This window comes from Microbacterium oxydans (assembly GCF_000956525.1).
Lineage (GTDB): Bacteria > Actinomycetota > Actinomycetes > Actinomycetales > Microbacteriaceae > Microbacterium > Microbacterium oxydans_A.
Genome location: NZ_JYIW01000023.1, coordinates 161,986 through 181,249 on the forward strand (window position 1 = coordinate 161,986; position 19,264 = coordinate 181,249).

The 19,264-nt window shown below is 69.5% G+C and carries 14 protein-coding genes; 3 read left to right on the forward strand and 11 right to left on the reverse strand.

What is annotated here, in order from left to right:
- The first annotated feature begins 6 nt into the window (after positions 1–6).
- Positions 7–213 (forward strand): hypothetical protein, encoded by a 207-nt coding sequence (locus tag RS83_RS08190; protein ID WP_156153156.1) that lies wholly within the window; start codon positions 7–9, stop codon positions 211–213.
- Positions 214–255: 42 nt separating this feature from the next.
- Here the strand turns inward: RS83_RS08190 and RS83_RS08195 are convergent, their stop codons facing one another.
- Entirely contained in the window at positions 256–843 is a 588-nt protein-coding gene (locus tag RS83_RS08195) for a TetR/AcrR family transcriptional regulator (RefSeq protein ID WP_045279014.1), read from the reverse strand.
- A 94-nt stretch (positions 844–937) separates the two neighbouring features.
- On the opposite strand from RS83_RS08195, the gene RS83_RS08200 reads away from it, so the two are divergent.
- On the forward strand, positions 938–3,253 hold the full coding sequence (locus RS83_RS08200) for a glycoside hydrolase family 3 C-terminal domain-containing protein (protein ID WP_045279015.1): 2,316 nt from the start codon (positions 938–940) through the stop codon (positions 3,251–3,253).
- A 70-nt stretch (positions 3,254–3,323) separates the two neighbouring features.
- Here the strand turns inward: RS83_RS08200 and RS83_RS08205 are convergent, their stop codons facing one another.
- The 8 genes from RS83_RS08205 to RS83_RS08240 form a co-directional block, all read right to left on the reverse strand.
- Positions 3,324–4,724, reverse strand: a complete 1,401-nt coding sequence (locus RS83_RS08205) for a rhamnulokinase (RefSeq protein ID WP_045279016.1) — start codon at positions 4,722–4,724, stop codon at positions 3,324–3,326.
- A 106-nt stretch (positions 4,725–4,830) separates the two neighbouring features.
- A complete protein-coding gene (locus tag RS83_RS08210) occupies positions 4,831–6,867 on the reverse strand; it encodes a bifunctional rhamnulose-1-phosphate aldolase/short-chain dehydrogenase (RefSeq protein ID WP_045279017.1) in 2,037 nt (678 codons plus the stop codon).
- Positions 6,868–6,919: 52 nt separating this feature from the next.
- Entirely contained in the window at positions 6,920–8,086 is a 1,167-nt protein-coding gene (rhaI, locus tag RS83_RS08215; protein WP_045279018.1) for an L-rhamnose isomerase, read from the reverse strand.
- A gap of 61 nt (positions 8,087–8,147) precedes the next feature.
- Positions 8,148–9,443 carry a four-carbon acid sugar kinase family protein gene (locus tag RS83_RS08220; protein ID WP_045279019.1) on the reverse strand — a complete coding sequence of 432 codons (1,296 nt, stop codon included), beginning with the start codon at positions 9,441–9,443 and terminating at the stop codon, positions 8,148–8,150.
- A complete protein-coding gene (locus tag RS83_RS08225; protein WP_045279020.1) occupies positions 9,436–10,689 on the reverse strand; it encodes a RuBisCO large subunit C-terminal-like domain-containing protein in 1,254 nt (417 codons plus the stop codon). The genes RS83_RS08220 and RS83_RS08225 overlap by 8 nt, the downstream gene beginning before the upstream one ends.
- Positions 10,690–10,693: 4 nt before the next feature.
- The gene (locus RS83_RS08230; RefSeq protein WP_045279021.1) at positions 10,694–12,676 is read right to left on the reverse strand and encodes a glycoside hydrolase family 127 protein; all 1,983 of its coding nucleotides are present in this window, start codon (positions 12,674–12,676) and stop codon (positions 10,694–10,696) included.
- Complete coding sequence (locus tag RS83_RS08235) at positions 12,673–13,353, reverse strand: aspartate/glutamate racemase family protein (protein ID WP_045279022.1); 681 nt, start codon at positions 13,351–13,353, stop codon at positions 12,673–12,675. Before RS83_RS08235 ends, RS83_RS08230 begins: the two co-directional genes overlap by 4 nt.
- Positions 13,350–15,956, reverse strand: a complete 2,607-nt coding sequence (locus RS83_RS08240) for a glycoside hydrolase family 78 protein (protein WP_045279023.1) — start codon at positions 15,954–15,956, stop codon at positions 13,350–13,352. Before RS83_RS08240 ends, RS83_RS08235 begins: the two co-directional genes overlap by 4 nt.
- A gap of 146 nt (positions 15,957–16,102) precedes the next feature.
- On the opposite strand from RS83_RS08240, the gene RS83_RS08245 reads away from it, so the two are divergent.
- Positions 16,103–16,933, forward strand: a complete 831-nt coding sequence (locus RS83_RS08245) for an NAD-dependent epimerase/dehydratase family protein (RefSeq protein ID WP_045279083.1) — start codon at positions 16,103–16,105, stop codon at positions 16,931–16,933.
- Between the two features lie 464 nt (positions 16,934–17,397).
- Here the strand turns inward: RS83_RS08245 and RS83_RS08250 are convergent, their stop codons facing one another.
- Together RS83_RS08250 and RS83_RS08255 are read right to left on the reverse strand one after the other, a co-directional pair.
- Complete coding sequence (locus RS83_RS08250) at positions 17,398–18,306, reverse strand: carbohydrate ABC transporter permease (RefSeq protein ID WP_052678993.1); 909 nt, start codon at positions 18,304–18,306, stop codon at positions 17,398–17,400.
- A 10-nt stretch (positions 18,307–18,316) separates the two neighbouring features.
- Positions 18,317–19,198: a carbohydrate ABC transporter permease gene (locus RS83_RS08255; RefSeq protein ID WP_045279024.1), complete on the reverse strand. Its 882-nt coding sequence runs from the start codon at positions 19,196–19,198 to the stop codon at positions 18,317–18,319.
- Between the last annotated feature and the right edge of the window lie 66 nt (positions 19,199–19,264).

Sequence of the window (19,264 nt, forward strand, 5' to 3'; positions counted from 1 at the left end):
CGTCGGATGAGTGTGCTGTTCTCGCCGCTCCGGGCGATCCTGTTCGGAGGAGCGATCATCTTCGCCATCGTTCTGAACATCGTCTTCATCGGCAACGGCGGAGCCCCGGAGTGGATCGGCGTGCTCTCTGCGGTTCCACTGCTCGCATTCGCGGGATGGACGCTCGCGACTGACGCTTCACACCGTCGCGACGAGAAGGCCCGCGCGCGGTAGCGGACGAGTACTCCGGCGGCGCCCCTCACGGATGCGGATGGCTCAGCGACTGGCCTCGGGTGCTGCGGACTGGAGGGCGTCGATCAGCGCCTCCATGATGGCGGGCATGTCGATGCTCGGATCGATCATCCACTGCAGCTGCAGCCCGTCCGATGCGGCCTGGATGATGCGAGCCAGCGTCTCGGGGTCGAGTGTCGGCTGTCCGAGGCGCCCGGCGCCGAAGCTCTCCGCGAAGGTCTCCCGCATGTGCTCGCTGCGGTCGAGGAAGTACCGGTGGGCCGGATGCTCCGGGTCGGCCGCGTCGACCGCGAGGCGTGAGAACAGTGCGACGAGGCCTGGAACCTCGGTGTTGTGGCGGATGACGTCGACGAACCCGGCCTTCGCCTCAGCCGCATCCCGGAAGCTCAGATCCATGCCGTCGTGCTCATCGCGCTTGCGGAGCACCTCGGTGAAGAGCTCCTCCTTCGACCCGAAGTAGTGCAGGAGCGCTGCCGGTGTCACGCCGACGACCTCGGCGATCTCCTTGAGCGAGGCGTTCTGGTAGCCCTTCCGGCCGATCACCTCGAGCGCGCTCTCGAGGATCTCCTCGCGTCGTGCGACGCCTTTCGCATATGAACCTCGTCGTGCCATGGTGTCAGCCTAATCCTGAACGTCGTTTGGAATCTAAAACTGAAAGGCATATAGTTTTCGCAGGGACACCGCCGTCGCCCGCGAAAGGAAGACCATGACCGACATCTCGGCATCCGATCTCACCCTCGAGGAGAAGGCATCGCTCACCAGCGGCGCCGACTTCTGGACCACCAAGGCCATCGAACGTGCTGGCATCCCCGCGGTCATGATGACCGACGGCCCGCACGGGCTGCGCAAGCAGGCCGGCGGCACCGACCACCTCGGCCTCGCCAGCAGCGTTCCGGCGACCTGCTTCCCGCCAGCGGTCGGCATCGGCTCGTCGTGGGACCCGGAGATCATCGAGCGGGTGGGCGCCGCGATCGGCGTGGAAGCCGCGATCGAAGACGTCGCCGTCGTGCTCGGCCCCGGCATCAACATCAAGCGCTCGCCGCTGTGCGGGCGCAACTTCGAGTACTTCTCCGAAGACCCGATCGTCTCCGGCATCCTCGGCGCGGCATCGGTTCGCGGCGTGCAGTCGCAGGGCGTCGGTACCTCGCTCAAGCACTTCGCCGCCAACAACCAGGAGTTCGACCGCATGCGGGCGAGCTCCGACGTCGACCCTCGTCCGCTGCGTGAGATCTACCTGCGCGGCTTCGAGCGCGTGGTGAAGGATGCATCGCCGTGGACCGTCATGTGCTCGTACAACAAGCTCAACGGCGTCTGGACCTCTGAAGACCCGTGGCTGCTCACGAGCGTGCTGCGCGACGACTGGGGCTTCGATGGCCTCGTCGTGTCCGACTGGGGTGCGGTCAACGACCGCGTCGCCGGCGTCGCGGCCGGTCTCGACCTCGAGATGCCGGCCTCCGGTGGACGGACGGATGCGCAGCTGGTCGCCGCAGTGCGGGCCGGCGAGCTCGACGAGAGCGTGCTCGACACCGCGGCATCACGCGCGATCGACCTCGTGCGCAAGGCAGGGGAGCGCCCGGCAGTGAGCGGTCCGCTCGATGTGGACGCGCATCATGCCCTCGCCCGCGAGGCAGCCGGTCGCTCGATCGTGCTGCTGAAGAACGAAGCCCTTCGCGGGGCTCAGAGACCCGATGCGGGACGGGAGCAGCGCGCGGTGCTGCCGCTCACGGCCGACCAGAAGGTCGCGGTGATCGGTGCGTTCGCGACCGAACCGCGCTTCCAGGGCGCCGGTTCCTCGCTCATCAACCCGACGCGTGTCGACACCGCGCTCGACGAGCTGCGCGCCATCGGCGGCGACACCGTGTCGTACGCACCAGGCTTCGCCGTGACCGGTGGCGTCGTCGCAGCATCCGGACGCTCCGCCGACGATCTTCGGGCAGAAGCGGTCGAGGTGGCCGCTGCCGCCGACGTCGCCGTCGTGCTGCTCGGGCTCCCGGCCGCCGAGGAGTCCGAGGGCTTCGACCGCGACCACATCGATCTTCCCGCCGATCAGCTCGCGCTGCTCGACGCCGTCATCGACGTGAACCCGAACACGGTCGTGGTGCTCTCCAACGGCGGTGTCGTCGCCCTGCCCTTCGCAGACCGGGTGCCGGCGATCGTCGAGGGCTGGCTGCTCGGCCAGGCCGGCGGCGGTGCCGTCGCCGATGTGCTGTACGGAGTCGTCAACCCCTCGGGGAAGCTCACCGAGACGGTTCCCGTCCGCCTGGAGGACAACCCCTCGTTCGGCAACTTCCCCGGCGAGTTCGGGCACGTGCGCTACGGCGAGGGCCTGCTGGTCGGGTACCGGTGGTACGACGCCAAGGGGCTCGAGGTCACCTATCCGTTCGGGCACGGGCTCTCGTACACGACGTTCGAGTACGGCGCCACGACGGCATCCGTGCGTGCGGACGGCGACATCGCCGTGCAGGTCGAGCTCACGAACACGGGAGACCGCGACGGTCGAGAGGTCGTGCAGGTCTACGTCGCTCCGGAGGCGTCGAGCGTGCAGCGCGCGCCGCGCGAGCTCAAGGCGTTCTCCTCGGTCGCCCTCGCCGCGGGTGAGAGCCGAACGGTCGAGCTGGTCGTCCGACGCGAAGACCTGGCCTACTGGGACGTGCGGGTCGACCGCTGGGTCGTCGAGGGCGGCGACTACACGATCGACGTCGCAGCCTCCAGCCGTGACATCCGTTCGTCCGTCTCGGTCGCTGTCGCGGGCGACGATGTGCAGATCGCGCTGACGATGAACTCCTCGGTCGGTGACGTGCTCGCGCACCCGGTCGCCGGTCCCATCGTGATGGGTGCGCTCGGCGGCTTCATGGAGGAGCTCAGCGGCGCCGACTCGTCGGCGGCATCCATGATCCCGAACGACGAGGCGATGCAGAAGATGATGGCGTCATTCCCGATCGGCCGTCTCGTCGGCTTCCCCGGTGTCGATGTGACGTACGACCAGGTCGAGCAGCTGATCGCCGCTGCGAACGCGGGCTGACCACCTGCGCGCACCACGACGCCCCCTCCCGCTGCGCAGCGCGAGGGGGCGTCGTCGCGGAATGTGCGACTCAGGCGCGCGGGTCGAAGCGCTGCGGCTCGTGCGTCGCGGCGACGAGGGCGCGCAACGCCTCGAGAGACGCGGGCGCCGCGCCGCGGGCGCGAGCCTGCACCAGCACGTTGCCCAGCGCCGTGGCCTCGACCGGTCCAGCCAGCACCGGCAGCCCGGTGCGGTCTGCGGTGGCCTGGCAGAGCAGCCGGTTCAGCGAACCGCCGCCGACGAGGTGGATGCTGTCGACGTCACGACCGGAGAGGTCGGCGGCGGTGCGCACGGCCTGCGCGAACGCGGCCGTGATCGACTCGACGATCGATCGGGTGAACGCCGGCCGTGATGCGGGTGCGTTCGCGCCGAGGAGCGCCGCGATCCGCGCCGGCATGTCGCCTGGCGCGCTGAGCGAGGAGTGATCGGCATCGAAGAGGGCGACGTCGCCGGAGACGGCGGATGCGGCGGCGAGGAGCTCCGGCAGATCGATCGGCGATCCGTCCTCCGCCTCCCACGCGCGCACGGTCTCGCTCAGGAGCCAGAGCCCCGTGACGTTGTGCAGGAAACGGTAGCGGCCGTCGACCCCGAGCTCGTGCGTGAAGTTCGCCTCGCGCGCGGCATCCGTCAGCACCGGCTCGGTCAGCTCGACCCCGACGAGTCCCCAGGTGCCGCAGGAGATGTACGCCGAGTTCGGTGTGCTCATCGGTACGGCGACGACGGCGGAGGCGGTGTCGTGCGAGCCCACCGCGATCACCGGCAGGTCCGCGCCGATGCGGGCGGCGACGTCGGGACGCAGCCGACCGATCACGGTGCCGGGGTCGACGAGCGGCGGGAGCACGGCGGTCGGGATGCCGAGGCGCGCGGCGAGCTCGGTGTCCCACTCGCCGTCGCGCACGCCGAGCAACCCGGTCGTCGACGCGTTCGTGCGCTCGGCGACGCGGACTCCCGTGAGCAGGAAGGCGAGCAGGTCGGGGATCAGCAGTGCGGTGTCGGCATCCGTCAGTCGCGCGTCGACGCGGTACTGGTAGAGCGTGTTGAACGGCAGGAACTGCAGACCGTTGCGTCCGTAGAGCTCGGCGAACGGCGCCAGCTCGTGCACTTCGTCGACGCCGCGCGCGGTTCTGTCGTCGCGGTAGTGGAAGGGCTCGGCGAGCAGGTCGTCGCCGTCGAGCAGGCCGTAGTCGACCGCCCACGAGTCGATCCCGATGCTCTCGATCGCCGGCTCACGGCGTACGGCCTCGGCGAGCCCGTCGAGCACGTGCTCGACCAGCGCCGCGAAGTCCCAGTGCAGTCCGTCTTCGCGTTCGACGGGGCCGTTCGGGAACCGCGTGACCAGTTCCAGGTCGAGCGATGCGTCGCCGACCCGCCCGATCATGACGCGTCCGCTGGTCGCCCCCAGATCGACTGCGGCGACCGCGCGCACGCTCACTTCACCTCTCCCTCGCCGACCGGCCCCTCTGTGTGCGAGCCACCCCGGTACGTGCTGCCCGGATGGGGGCCGCTCGCACACAAGGGGGTGGGTCGGCGACGGGGGGTCATCGGAGGAACGCGGCGGCGACGCCGGAGTCGACCGGGATGTGCAGGCCGGTCGTGCGGGTGAGCTCGGGGCCCGTCAGCACGTACACGGCATCGGCCACGTTCTCGGGCACGACCTCGCGCTTGAGGATCGTGCGGTTCGCGTAGAACTGGCCGAGATCCTCTTCCGCGACGCCGTAGGTCGCCGCACGGTTGGCGCCCCAGCCCGAGGCGAAGATGCCCGAGCCGCGCACGACGCCGTCGGGGTTGATGCCGTTGACCCGGATGCCGAACTCGCCGAGTTCGACCGCGAGCAGCCGCACCTGGTGGGCCTGGTCGGCCTTGGTCGCGGAGTAGGCGATGTTGTTCGGGCCGGCGAACACGGAGTTCTTCGACGAGATGTAGATGATGTCGCCGCCGAGCTTCTGGTCGATCAGCACGCGCGCCGCGGCCTTCGACACCAGGAACGAGCCCTTCGCCATGACGTCGTGCTGCAGGTCCCAGTCCTTCTCGGTGGTCTCGAGCAGCGGCTTCGACAGCGAGAGTCCAGCATTGTTGACGATCAGGTCGACCCCGCCGAATGCGAGCACCGCCTCGTTCAGCGCGGCCTGGATCGCGTCGGCGTCTGCCACGTTCGCGGCGACGCCGATCGCGACATCGGTGTTCCCGAGCTCGGCCGCGGCGGCCTGAGCCTTCTCGAGGTCGAGGTCGGCGATGACGATGCAGGCGCCCTCGGCGGCGAGACGCGTGGCGATGGCCTTCCCGATGCCGGAGGCGGCGCCGGTGACGAAGGCGATGCGGCCCTGGTGGGACTTCGGCTTCGGCATGCGCTGCAGCTTCGCCTCCTCCAGTGCCCAGTACTCGATGGCGAACTTCTCGGCATCCGAGATGGGGGAGTATGTCGACAGCGCCTCGGCGCCGCGCATCACGTTGATCGCGTTCACGTAGAACTCGCCGGCCACCCGGGCGGTCTGCTTGTTCGCGCCGTAGGAGAACATGCCGACACCGGGAACGAGCACGATGAGCGGGTCTGCGCCGCGGATCACGGGAGACTCGGCCGAAGCATGGGCGTCGTAGTAGGCCTGGTAGTCGGCGCGGTACTCGGCGTGCAGCTCGTGCAGGCGTGCGACCTGCTCGTCGAGGGATGCCGCGGCCGGCAGGTCGAGGATCAGCGGCTTCACCTTGGTGCGCAGGAAGTGGTCTGGGCAGCTGGTGCCGAGGGCCGCGAGCTCCGGCGCCTTCTCGGATGCCAGGAAGTCGAGCACCTCGGGGGCATCCGTGAAGTGTCCGACCATGGCGCGGTCCTGCGAGGCGATCCCGCGGATCGTGCCGGCGAGGGCTGCGGCGCGATCACGACGCTCGGCCTCGGGCAATGCCTCGAACCCTGCGCGGACCCCGCCGAACGGCTCGGGCGCACCGTGCTCGGCGATGTACGAGGCTGCGGTGTCGATGATCCACAGCGAGTTCGCCTCTGCCTCGTCAGACGTGTCGCCCCAGGCGGTGATGCCGTGCCCGCCGAGGATGCAGCCGATCGCCTGCGGGTTCTGCTTCTTGATCGCGGCGATGTCGAGTCCGAGCTGGAACCCTGGGCGGCGCCACGGCACCCAGACGACCTTCTCTCCGAAGATCGTCGAGGTCAGCGCCTCGCCGTCGGCAGCGGTCGCGATCGCGATGCCGGAGTCGGGGTGCAGGTGATCGACGTGCGCGGCATCCACGAGCCCGTGCATGGCCGTGTCGATCGAAGGCGCGGCTCCCCCCTTGCCGTGCAGGCAGTAATCGAAGGCCGCGACCATCTCGTCTTCGCGCTCGATGCCGGGGTACACGTCGACGAGCGCACGCATGCGGTCGAGGCGCAGCACAGCGAGGCCCTGCTCCTGCAGCGTGCCGAGGTCGCCGCCGGACCCCTTGACCCACAGCAACTCGACGGGCTGCCCGGTGACCGGATCGATCTCGGTGCCCTTCGCGGAGGTGTTGCCCCCGGCGTAGTTCGTGTTCTTCGGGTCGGCGCCCAGGCGGTTGCTCCGCGCGATCAGGGCGGCGGCTGTGGGGTTCGTCATGCGTGTCGTGTCCTTGGTTCGAAGTCGCGAGAGAGGTAAAGGAGCAGCGCGCTCAGGCGCCCCAGCCGGCCTGCACGCCGCCGACGCGGTCTGCGGCGATCTGCTGCTGGTAGCCGGATGCCGCGTACGCAGCCATCGGGTCGCCGGCGAGCCCGCGCGACTCCCGCCATTCCGCGAGTGCAGGGCGAACGTCGGTGTAGAAGGCGTCCATGAAGACGGCATTCGCGGCCAGCACGTCGCCGGACTTCTGGGCGGCGGTGAGTGCGTCGCGGTCGACGAGCAGCGCGCGCGCCGTCATCTCCTGCACGTTCAGCACCGAACGGATCTGGCCGGGGATCTTGTCTTCGACGTTGTGGCACTGGTCGAGCATGAACGCCACGTCGGGGTTGTTCAGCCCGCCGCCGCGGATGACCTCGAACAGGATGCGGAAGAGCTGGAACGGGTCGGCCGCACCGACGATCAGGTCGTCGTCGGCGTAGAAGCGCGAGTTGAAGTCGAACGAGCCGAGCTTGCCGAGGCGCAGCAGCTGCATCACGATGAACTCGATGTTCGTGCCAGGAGCATGGTGGCCGGTGTCGAGGCAGACCATCGCCTTGTCGCCGAGTGCGCTCACCTGGGCGTACGACGTGCCCCAGTCGGGAACGTCGGTGTGATAGAACGCCGGCTCGAAGAACTTGTACTCGAGCACGAGGCGCTGGTCGTCGCCGAGGCGGGCGTAGATCTGCTGGAGCGACTCCTGCAGGCGGTCCTGGCGCCCGCGCAGGTCGGCCTGGCCGGGGTAGTTCGAGCCTTCGGCCAGCCAGATCTTCAGGTCGCGGCTGCCCGTGGCATCCATCACGTCGATGCACGCGAGGTGGTGGTCGATGGCCTTCTGCCGGACTCCGGCGTCTTCGTGCGTGAGTGCGCCGAACTTGTAGTCGTCGTCCTGGAAGGTGTTGGAGTTGACGGTGCCGAGCTGCACGCCAAGGTCCTCGGCGTGCGCGCGCAGGTCGGAGTACGAGTCGACGACGTCCCACGGGATGTGCAGCGCGACGCTCGGGGCGAGGGCGGTGTAGGCGTGCACCTGCGCGGCATCCGCGATCTTCTCCCACGGGTCGCGCGGCGTGCCCGGCGTGCCGAACACCTTGAAGCGGGTGCCGGAGTTGCCGAACGCCCAGCTCGGGAGTTCGATGGCCTGCTGTTCCAGCACGGCGAGGTGATCGGGGGTGAGGACGGACATTGTCACTCGCTTTCTGTAAATATGAATCGTTTCATATCTTAGGGTCGACCGCACGGATCCGTCAACCGTCGAGGCGTCCGCTCCCGACTCGGATCGACTCGAAGAGGTCGTCGTCGCCGACCTGGCCACCCTTGAGCAGCAGCTCGATGCCATCGACCGCCGCATCGTCGCTGCGCGCGCGAAGCACCACGACATTCGCACCGGGGTTCGCCGCGATCGACACGCTCGCGATGCCCAGCGTGCGCACGACCCGGCTCGACGTGTCTCCGCCGCAGATGATCAAGCGGCGAGTCGCCGAGGCGGCCAGGGCGGCGTGGGCCACGGCTGTGGTCGCCGCAGCGATATCGGCGAGGACCTCGGTCGAATCCGCGAAGGCCGCCGCGCCTTCGGAGGAGAGGACGACACTGCGCCCGGCACGCAGCAGCTCGATGACCTCGGGATGCAGCGCCGGATCGGGCGACAGCGGCAGCACCGCCCAGCCGGCGGACCTCGCTGCATCGACCTGTCGGCGGGTCTGCGGCGAGCGGCTGCCCGAGATCGCCAGGACCGGGCCCGCCGGCGCCGGCACCGCGGGCAGTGGTGTCGGGGTGTGTCCGAGCGCGAACGCCCTGCTGAGTCCGCCGGACCCGATGGCGAAGAGCGGATGCTGTTCGGCGGCCAGCCGCGTCAAGGCATCGCCGATCAGCGCGAGGTGGGTGTCGTCGAGCGCGTCGAGCACGACCGCGGCATCCGTCGAGCCGTCGATGGCGGTCGCGAGCGCACCCGCCGAGCTGTAGCCGGTGAGCGGCAGCCCGCCGATCGGCAGCCGAGTCTGGCGCGCGAGGTGGGCGACGAGATCGGAGTCGTCCATCGGGGTGGACGGATGCTGCGACATGGTCGGCTGCCGATCGAGACGGTGCACGACGCCGCCCTCGGCCGCGAAGTGATGCCCGAACACGGTGTACCGACCGAAGTCCGGCTGCGCGAACAGCACCGGCACCGTGCGTTCGCCGAAGATGTCGCGGGCGACCTCGATCACGCGTCCGATGCTGCCGATCGTGGGCGACGAGTCGGCGGTCGAGCAGGCCTTGTACTGGACGATCGCAGGGTGCAGCGTGCGCAGCGCCTCGAGCGCCGGTCGTACCTCGGCGTCGAGCGCATCCGGCGTGAGCGAGCGGGCGATGCCTGCGATGCCGATCACGGCATATGTCTCTGCGGCGCGATCGAGCGCCGCCTGCGACGGCGTGCCGATGAAGAGGCATCCGCGCACGCCGTGGCGGGCGAACTGCAGCAGCACGTCGACGCTCCCGGTGACGTCATCGCCGTAGTAGCCGACGCTCGGCCCCGCCGATGCGGCCGTCGCCGACTGCTCAGTCACGGACGGCCCCGAACCGCTCCGTCGCCCGACGGAGCTCCGGCGATGCGGCCAGGGCCTGGGCTGTGGACTCGCCGCGCTCTGCAGACGCCCACGCGGCGCGCATGCTCTCGACACCGGCGGCGGCGCCGTCGGGGTGCCCGTGGATGCCGCCGCCGGCGAGCACGAGCAGATCCGACGACCCGACCGCGCGATAGGTGGCGTGGGCGAGGCCGCCCCATTGTCCCGATGACAGCACCGGGACCGTCTCCGCGATGCCATCGAGCGGCGTGCGCACGTCGGCGATCGAGGCGAGCACCTCGTCGTCCGACTCGTAGAACTTGTTCGAGATGCCGTTCGTGTGCAGATGATCGGCACCGCTCAACCGCGCGAGCTGCTGCCAGGCGCGGAACGAGAACCCGACCTGCGGCGAACGGCTGATCGCGCCGAACATCGCCCGGTGGCCGTGGATCGGCACCTGCGTGAAACGGCGGACGTGCGCGAGCCCGGCGAGACCGACCATGTTGATGCACACCATGACGCAGGTGCCGCCGGCGGCGACGACCAGGTCATGGTTCGCTTCGAGCAGGTGGATGTCGTCGGTGATGTTGAACGCGTACATCGGCATCCGGCCGGTGCGGTCGGCATACCGATGCAGCACCGGCATCACCGCAGCCACACGATCGGCGAGTGGCGCGGACGGGCCGTTGCCCTGCAGCTCGTCGTCCTTGATGAAGTCGACGCCAGCCTCGGCGAGCTCGCCCACCACCTCGGCGAGCTCGGCGGGGGAGAGCCCGATGCTCGGCTTGACGATCGTGCCGATCATCGCGCCATCGGGTCGACCCATCCGCTCGCGAGTGCCGGCGAGGCCGAACTTCGGACCGCCGTAGCGCGCGGCGAACGCCGGTGGCAGGTCGAGGTCGGTGAGCTTGACGGCGGCGAGCTCCTTGATCTCGAAGAGGTTGCCGGCGACGGCCGCCTGCAGGTTCGGGATCGATGGCCCGAAGTTGTCGAGGGGGAATCGCAGACGCATCCGCGCCCGTCGTCGAAGGGCGGGGTCGCCGACGGTGCCGGGCAGCGCGCTGTCGCCGGTGAGCGGAAGCTCTTCCAGGTCGACGACCTGGGCGGCGAAGCGGGCACGGACGGCATCCGATTCCCGCTCGACCCGCACGAAGGTACCTGTGGACTGCTCGCCGGCGAGCGTCTCGGCAGCCTGCATGAGGGGGAGAGACGTCTCGATGACATACGTGGCGGTGACGTGTTCGCTCATCGGATCACCAGACGATCGGGAGCCAGACCGACATCTCGCCGGGGCCGCGGTTGCCCCAGGCGAAGTACGGCACCAGTCGAGCGGTGATCTCGGTCAGCGGCTGCGCGTCGAGGTCGGCGTAGAGGGCGTCGTCGGTCGTGCCGGGGAGCACGGCGAGCGTCGTCGTCAGCGCGATGAGCCGCTGGCCCTCGATCTCCGTGGTCTCGGTGCCGAACGCGGTGCCGCGGCGGAGTGCCGCCTGTTCGAGCAGCACATCGCCGGGCAGATCGGCCTCCTCGATGCAGTACACGATGGGTCCGCGCTGCACGGCGACCTGGTTCGCGGCCTCCTCGGCGAGACGGTGGGCGCGCAGCATCCGCACCGGCATCGGCAGGTCGAGCACGATCACGTCGCCCACTGCGAGCGGTCGATCGATCGTCGTGTACTCGCCGGCTGCGGCGACCGACACGACCTCCCCGGCGACCGTCAGGGCGGCGCCGGACGTCCAGCCTGGGATGCGCAGGTGCAGCGGCATGCCGCCGGACTGCGCCTCGGTCACGGTGAATTCGATACGCCCGTCCCACGGGTAGTCGCTGTGCTCACGGAGCCCGAGCACACGGCCGTCGTCGAGGGCGCCGCGCAGCTCGCTGCCGCCGTAGAGATGCACGTACAACCCGTCGGCGGCGACGGATGCCGCGCGCTCGTGCAGTCGCGACAGCGTCCGCGCCGTGTTCGGCGGGCAGCAGAAGCAGCTCAGGTACCGCTCGCGCAGCCGCTCGTCGGACTTCGGCGGTGCGGGCACCGGATGCAGTCCCGTGTCGCCAGCCCGGCGCAGCTCGAACGGCAGCTCGCGCACCTGGCGCAACGGGTTCGTGTAGAAGTACGCAGAGCCGTCGAGGCTGATACCGGCGAGCAGTGCGTTGAAGGAGATCTGCTCGATCACGTCGGCGAACCGCGCCGCACCGGTGAGCGCCAGCATCCGCTCCGCCCACAGGATCATGCCGATGTTCGCGCACGACTCTGCATGCGCTGTCGTGTGCGGCAGCTGGTAGGCGCGGCCGTAGGCCTGATGCACTCGGCTGATCTGCTCCTGCCACGGGTGGCCGTCCGGCGAGGCCCCGTCGTACAGTGCGCCGCATCCGCCGGTGATGTAGAGCTTCGTGTCGATCACGTCGTCCCACAGCCGCTCGAGCACCTCGATGAGGTCGGCGTCGCCGGTCTCGAGCGCGAGGTCGGCGAGGCCCGCATAGAGGTAGTTGGCGCGGACCGCGTGCCCGGCGACCACGTACTGGTCGCGCACGGGGAGGCGGTCCTGGTTGTCGTCGCCGCCCTCGAACTCGTCGCGGACGCGAAGGAACGCCTGGGCGAGTGCGAGCCAGCGGCGGTCATCCGTCGTGCGGTACAGCTCGATCACGGCCATGTAGTGCGAAGGGCAGATCGCGCTGCGAGCGAGCTCGACCGGCTTGTGCTCGGCGAGACCCTCGAGGTAGCCCGCAGCGCGCACGGCGACATCGAGCAGCAGCGTCGAGCCGGTGACCTCGTGGTGCCGCACGCACATCGTGATGAGGTGTCCGAGGTTGTAGGTCTCGAAGTGGAAGCGGTCGGCGAGCTCGGTGGCCGTGGCGGGGCCGAGCGCGGCGATCAGGGTCGGCGTGTGCAGGTATCCGTCGGCGCGCTGCACCGAGGCGATGAGCTCGGCGAGCGTCTCGACGGTCTCGGCCAGCCAGGGTTCCGGCTGGAGTTCGAGCTGCGCGATCGCAGCTTCCATCCATTTGTAGACATCGCCGTCCATGAACGGCGGACCGACGTGCTCGCCCGGTTCGAGTCCAGCCGCGATGCGGAAGTTGCGCAGACCGTTGCTGACCGCGGGGTCGCTCAGCGACTGCCACATGGTCGGCACGGTCGTCGAGCGCGTGCGCTCCTGCACACCGCCCCAGAACCCGCTGGCCCATCGAGCGGCGTCCGCGGTCAGCGGGGTCAGTGCGCGCTGTCGCGTGTCCGTGGTCATCGGAGGTCTCCCTCTGTCGTCGTCGCGGCTCGTGCGGCGATCAGCTCGCCCAGCCGAGCGATGCCCGGCTCGATGCTGGTGAGCACCGGGACGTCGACGCGGACGCGCTCGGCGGCAGAGGCCATCGACGCCTGCGCCAGCACCACGACATCGGCTCCGGCTGCGAGTCGTTCGATGGCCGAGGCGACGAGCCGGTCGTGCAGCGGACGGTCGCCACCCGAGACGGCGGCGAACGCGCCGTCGACGACCTCCTCGACGATGATCGGCTCGACGCCGGTCAGGGCAGCCCGCTCGCGCAGCAGCGCGACGGTCGGGGTGAGCGTGGTCGGCAGCGTCGCGATCACGGCGATCCGCGCTCCGATGTGCACGGCCTGATCGGCCATCGCCTCGTCGATGCGCAGCACCGGGATGCCTGCACGTGCTGCGGTCTGCGCGGCGTAGCCCGAGATCGACGAGCACGTCAGCATCAGCACGTCGGCGCCCGCGTCGCGGGCCGCCTCGGCCAGATGCGCGAGTCGATCGGCGACGGATGCCGCGAGCTCGGCGTCGCCGAGATCGGCGACGATGCGGTCGTCGAGGTAGTTCACGACGGTCGCGTCGGGCAGGACCGCGCGTGCGCGCTCGGTGACCGGCGGGATCACGACCGCGCCGGTGTGCAGGAAGGCGATGCGGGTCATGCCGACACCTCCTCGGCGAGGGTGAGGGAACGCGTGTGGATGCCGTGCCCCACCGTCTCCTCCGGCTGCCCCGGCAGGGAGAGGATGCCGGTGGTGCCGACCGGGAGCTCGGCCGTCACGTGCAGCGCACCGTCGCGGATCAGCCACGAGACCGAGGCCTCGCCGTACGGCGTGCGGTGCCTGGCCGAGGCCGAGGTGAGTCCGCCACCGGGGCGCGGCGCGACGCGGATGCGGCGGTACCCGGGCGAGTCAGGGGCGAGCCCTGCGACGACGCGGTGCATCCAGTCGACCACCGCACCGAGGGCGTAGTGGTTGAACGAGGTCATCGAGCCTGGGTTGACCGAGCCGTCCGGCCGCATCGAATCCCAGCGCTCCCAGACCGTGGTCGCTCCCATGCCGACCTGGTAGAGCCACGACGGGCACTCCTTCTCGAGCAGCAGGTCGTACGCGGCGTCGAGCTGGCCGTTGGCGCTCAGCGCATCGGTCACGAGCGGGGTGCCGACGAACCCGGTGCCGATGCGGTTGCCGCCCGCGTGCACGAGTTCGGCGAGCCGTGCGGCTGCCGGTGCGCGCAGCTCATCGGGCAGCAGGTCGAACTGCAGTGCGACCGCGTAGGCGGTCTGCGCATCCGATGTCATCCGACCGCCGGGGAGCACGTAGGCGCCGATGAACGCCGCCTTCGCCTCCGCCGCGATGGTGCCGTAGGTCTCGGCATCCGCGGTCCTGCCCAAGGTCGCCGCCATCTCGGCGACCAGTCGGGCGGAGTACGCGAAATACCCGGAGGCGACGAGGAATCGATCGGTCTTCGCGCGGGACGGATGCTGCGGGGGAGCATCCGGGTCGAGCCAGTCGCCGAGCTGGAACCCGGTGTCCCAGAGGCGCGACGGCCCTGCGATCTCGGCCTGCAGATCGACCCAGGCACTGGCGCTGTCGAACTGCGCCCGCAGCACGCCCTCGTCGCCGAAGCGCTGGTGCAGCGTCCACGGCACGATCGTCGCCGCGTCGCCCCAGGCCGCCCCTGGGCGCTGCGGGTTCCACATCGAGTCGGCCGGGATCACCGGTACGTACCAGGGCACGGTGCCGTCGGGCAGCTGCTCGGCGGCGAGGTCGCGGAGCCAGCCCGCCAGCATGCCGGAGGAGTCGTAGAGGAAGGATGCCGCCGGCGTGAACACCTGGATGTCACCGGTCCACCCGAGGCGCTCGTCGCGCTGCGGGCAGTCCGAGGGGATGTCGACGAAGTTGCCGCGCATGCCCCACACCACGTTCTCGTGCAGGCGGTCGAGCTGAGGGTTCGACGAGGCGAACCAGCCGGTGCGCTCCATGTCGGTGTGCAGCACCCGCGCGATCAGGGCGCCGTTCGCGGCATCCGTATCGAGATCGCCGGGCCAGCCGTCCACCTCGACGTAGCGGAAGCCGTGATATGTGAAGCGCGGCTCCCACTCCTCGCCGCCGTCGCGGCCGGCGAAGGTGTAGACGTCGGTCGAGATCGCGTCGCGCAGCGGACGGGTGTAGAGCTCGTCGTCCTGCAGCACCTCCGCGGTGCGCAGGGTGACGGTGGTGCCGGCCGGGGCGGTGGCGCGAAGCCGCACGACGCCGACGAGATTCTGGCCGAAGTCGAGCACGCGCTTGCCGGAGGGGGCGCGCAGCACGGCGATCGGCTGCACCTCCTCGGTCACCCGCACGGGAGGGCCGGTCGGGGCGACGAGCGTTGAGCGATCGCGTCGACGCAGCTGCACGCGGCTCCACGCGCTGTCGTCGTAGCCGGCGCTGCTCCAGCCCGGAAGCTCCTCGCGGGCGTCGTAGACCTCGCCGTCGTAGAGGCCGGACCGGATGATCGGGCTCCGCGCCGCCTTCCACCGGGTGTCGGTCGCGATGGTCTCCGTCGAGCCGTCGGCGTAGCGCAGTTCGAGCTGACCGATGAAGGAGAGGTCGTCGCCGAACACGTTGCGGAAGCCGCCGCGCCAACCCAGACGCCCGCGGTACCAGCCGTCGCCGAGCCAGGCGCCGATCGCGTTGTCGCCCTCGGCGAGCAGCTCGGTCACGTCGTACGTGGTGTAGCGCAGGCGCTCGCGGTACACCGTCCAGCCGGGGGCGAGCACGTCGGAGCCGACCCGCTCGCCGTTGATCTCGGCCTGGAAGAGACCGTGGGCCGAGGCGTAGAGCCGTGCGCTGACGAGCCCTGGACGCACGGCGAAGTCGCGACGGACGAGCGAGGGGCGACGGTCGTCGCGCATCGGGTTCTCGTTCCAGATTGCGCCGATGGGGCCGGCTGACCAGTCCTCCGGATGCAGCAGACCGGTCTCGACCGTCGACCACGGGCCGGGTTCGCTCCAGCCGCCGTCATCGCCGCGCACCTGCACCCGCACGGATGCAGTGGCTCGCGAGGGGAGGGCCGGCGCTGGCCACGGCACGAGGACCTGCTCGTCGGATTCGACCTCGAAGGTCGAGGTCGATCCTGTGGCGGCCACCTCGACGCGGTATGCCGTCTGCGACCATCCGATCGGAGCGCTCTCGACGAACCAGGAGAGGCGCGGGGCCGGCTCGCCGATGCCGATGGGCTCGCGGTGGTGCTCGAAGCGAGCGGCGGATACGGTGGCCGGCATTGGACACTCCCAAGATTTCGAAACGTTTCAGAGTCGCCCGCAAGGCGATTGCGGGACGAAGCAGGATAGAATTGTGACGTTTCAATACTAGGGCATCGAGCTCGCATCGGTCGATGCTCGTGCCAGACTCGGACACGGAGGTCCACATGGTGATCGCAGTCACTGGAAGCAACGGCACGCTCGGTCGCGCCACGGTCGAGCGGCTGCGCGCCACCGGCGCCGAGGTGCTCGGCTTCGACCTCGCCGGCACGCCGGGCGTCGGCTTCACACGCGTCGACCTGGCGGACTACGGGCAGACGCTCGACGCGTTCCTCGGCGTGACCGCACGGCACGAGGGCATCGAGGCGCTCGTGCATCTCGCGGCGGTCCCGGTGAACGGGCTCATCCCCGACGCTGCGACCTTCGAGAACAACATGCTCGCCTCCTCGCACGTGCTGCTCGCCGCGCACCGCGCCGGCATCCGCACGGTCATCCTCGCCTCGAGCATCACGGCCATGGGCTTCCCGTTCGACGTCGCACCGCCAGCGCTCCCCGTCGACGAGACCTACACCCGCGCGTTCAACACCTACGGCCTCGGCAAGGTGGTGGAGGAGGCCATGGCCGCGCAACTGGCCGGCTGGCGCCCCGACACCTCGATCACTGCGCTGCGGTTCACGAACGTCGTGGCCCCGGACGCATACGGCACGTTCGAGTCCGCGGCCGAGCCCGACTACCGCCGCGACCTCATCGGATCCTGGATCGACGCACGAGATGGCGCCCGCGCCGTCGAACTCGCACTCGCCGGCGCGACGCCCGGGTTCCGCGTGTACAACGTCGCGGCGCCCGGATCCGGCAATGCCGCTCCCAGTCGCGAACTCGCCGCGCGGTGGTTCCCCGGTGTTCCGGTGGCCGACGACCTCGGCGAGTTCGAGTCGCTCATGTCGACCCGCCGCATCCAGGACGAGCTCGGCTTCCGCGCCGAGCACGACTGGCGCTGACGTCCCGCGCCTCCCCCGCGGGTCCCGGGTCCGCGAGGGGTCAGAACACGCCGCGCGTCCGAGGACGGGCGCGGCGTGTTTCGGCCCCTCGCACGAAGGGCGCGCGCGTGAAGTGCGTCACGGGGCGCGGTGCGAAGCGCGGGGTGCGAGCGGCGTGCGAGGTGGGAGCGGCGGTGCGAGGTGCACGGCGCTGGGGGTGCCCACTCCCGGGTGAGGGGCCAGAACGCGCCGCGTGTGTGAGGACGAACGCGGCGCGTCTTGACCCCTCGCGGGAAGATCACGCGCGATACGCGGCGCGGGGTGGGTGTGAGGCGCGAACGGCGGTGCGCGATGTGGCGTGCGGTGCGAGATGTGGCGCGCGACGCTTGGGTACCCACTTCCGGGTGAGGGGTCAGAACGCGCCGCGCGTTCGCGGACGAGCGCGGCGTGTTCTGACCCCTCGCGGGGGAGGGCAAGGGCGCGCGTCAGCCCTTGACCGCGCCGGCGGCGAGGCCCTTCATGATGCGCTGGTTCAGGAAGAGGTACATGATCAGGATGCCGAACACGGTGACGCAGATCGCGGCGAACAGCGGTCCGTAGTTGATCGCTCCGTACTCGCCGGAGAAGTTCAGCAGCCCCACCTGGATCGTGTTCAGGCTCTTCTTGCCGCCGAACACCAGGGCGATGAGCAGGTCGTTCCAGATGAGGAAGAACTGCACGATCGCGACCGTGAAGATCGCGTTCTTCATCATCGGCAGACCGATCAGGAAGAAGGAACGGAGCATCGAGGCGCCGTCGATGGTCGCGGCCTCGAAGATCTCGCGGGGGATCGCCCGGAAGTACGTCGCGGTCATGAACACGGTCAGGGGGAGTCCGCCGGCGATGTAGATCAGGATCATCGGCAGGTACGAGCCGCTGATGCCCATCTTCGAGAACGCGTTGAACAGGGGGAGGATGATCATCTGCCCCGGGATCATGATGCCCGCGAGGAACAGCAGCAGCACCGAGGCTCGACCCTTGAACACCATGATCTCGAGCGCGTAGCCGGCTGCCGTGCCGAGCAGCACGATGAACACCAGCGACGGGACCGTCACGATCAGCGAGTTCGAGATCGTCGCCCCGAGGTTGCCGGTCTCCCACGCTGTGGCGTAGTTGTCCCAGCGCCAGATCTCGGGGAGCGTGTACGAGGGGTTGTTCAGGAAGTCGCTGTTCGACTTCAACGAGTTGATGAACATCCAGAACAGCGGATACGCGGTCACCACGATCAGCAGTGCGATGGTCAGCCAGGTCGGCACCTTGCGGAGGATGCCGAGGGCCACGGCCCCTGCGCCGCGGCGGTGCGGCACGAACGCGTGCGGGCTCGGGACGGCCGTCGTGTCGAGTGTGGTTGTCATTGGTCAGTCCTCAGACGGTGTTGTCGCGTCGCGACGAGCGGAAGATGACGAGTGTGACGAGCAGGCACATGATGGTCAGCACGAGGGCGACCGTCGAGCCGTAGCCGAAGTCGCTGAACTGGAATGCGGTGCGGTACATGTACATGGTCAGCGGCGTGGTCGAGTTGCCTGGACCGCCGCCGGTGAGCGCGAAGACCGAGTCGAAGACCTTGATCGTGCCGTTGATGCTGAAGATCATCGAGGCGAACAGGATGGGCAGCGACATGGGCAGGATGATGTAGCGGAAGAGGCTGAACGACTTCGCGCCGTCGAGACGGGCTGACTCGACGATCTCGTCCGGGATGTCGAGCAGTCCGGAGAACACGAGGATGCCGTAGAAGCCGGCGGAGCGCCAGACGTCCATGATCACGATGACGATGAACGCGGTCGACCCGTCGCCGAGCCAGTCGATGTTGGAGAGGCCGACGTTCACGAGCAGTTCGTTCACGAGGCCGTCGTTGGGGGCCGACTGGAAGAGCTTCTGGTACAGGATGCCGATCGCGACCGTGGGGAGCACGACGGGGAAGAACACGAGCGTGCGCACGATCACCGACGATCGGCGGAGCACGAAGTGGTACAGCAGGGCGAGGCCGAAGCCGAGCACGACCTGGAACAGGGTGGTCAGCAGGGCGTAGCGGATCGTGAACCAGAACGCGTCGGCGACGTAGCTGTCGCTGAACAGGCGCGTGAAGTTGGAGATGCCGGTGAACTCGAAGCCTTCGAGGATGCTGCCGGTGAAGAACGTGAGCCCGAACGACCAGAGCACGGGGACGATGGTGATGAGCGTGTAGATGACCAGGGCCGGCAGGAGCAGCAGCAGGATCGTCTTGCGGTCGCCGAGGACGGACTTCATGCGAGGCGGCCTTTCGGGTAAGAGGGGCAGTGGCGAGAGAACCGGTCCCGCGCGCTCCTGGTGGAG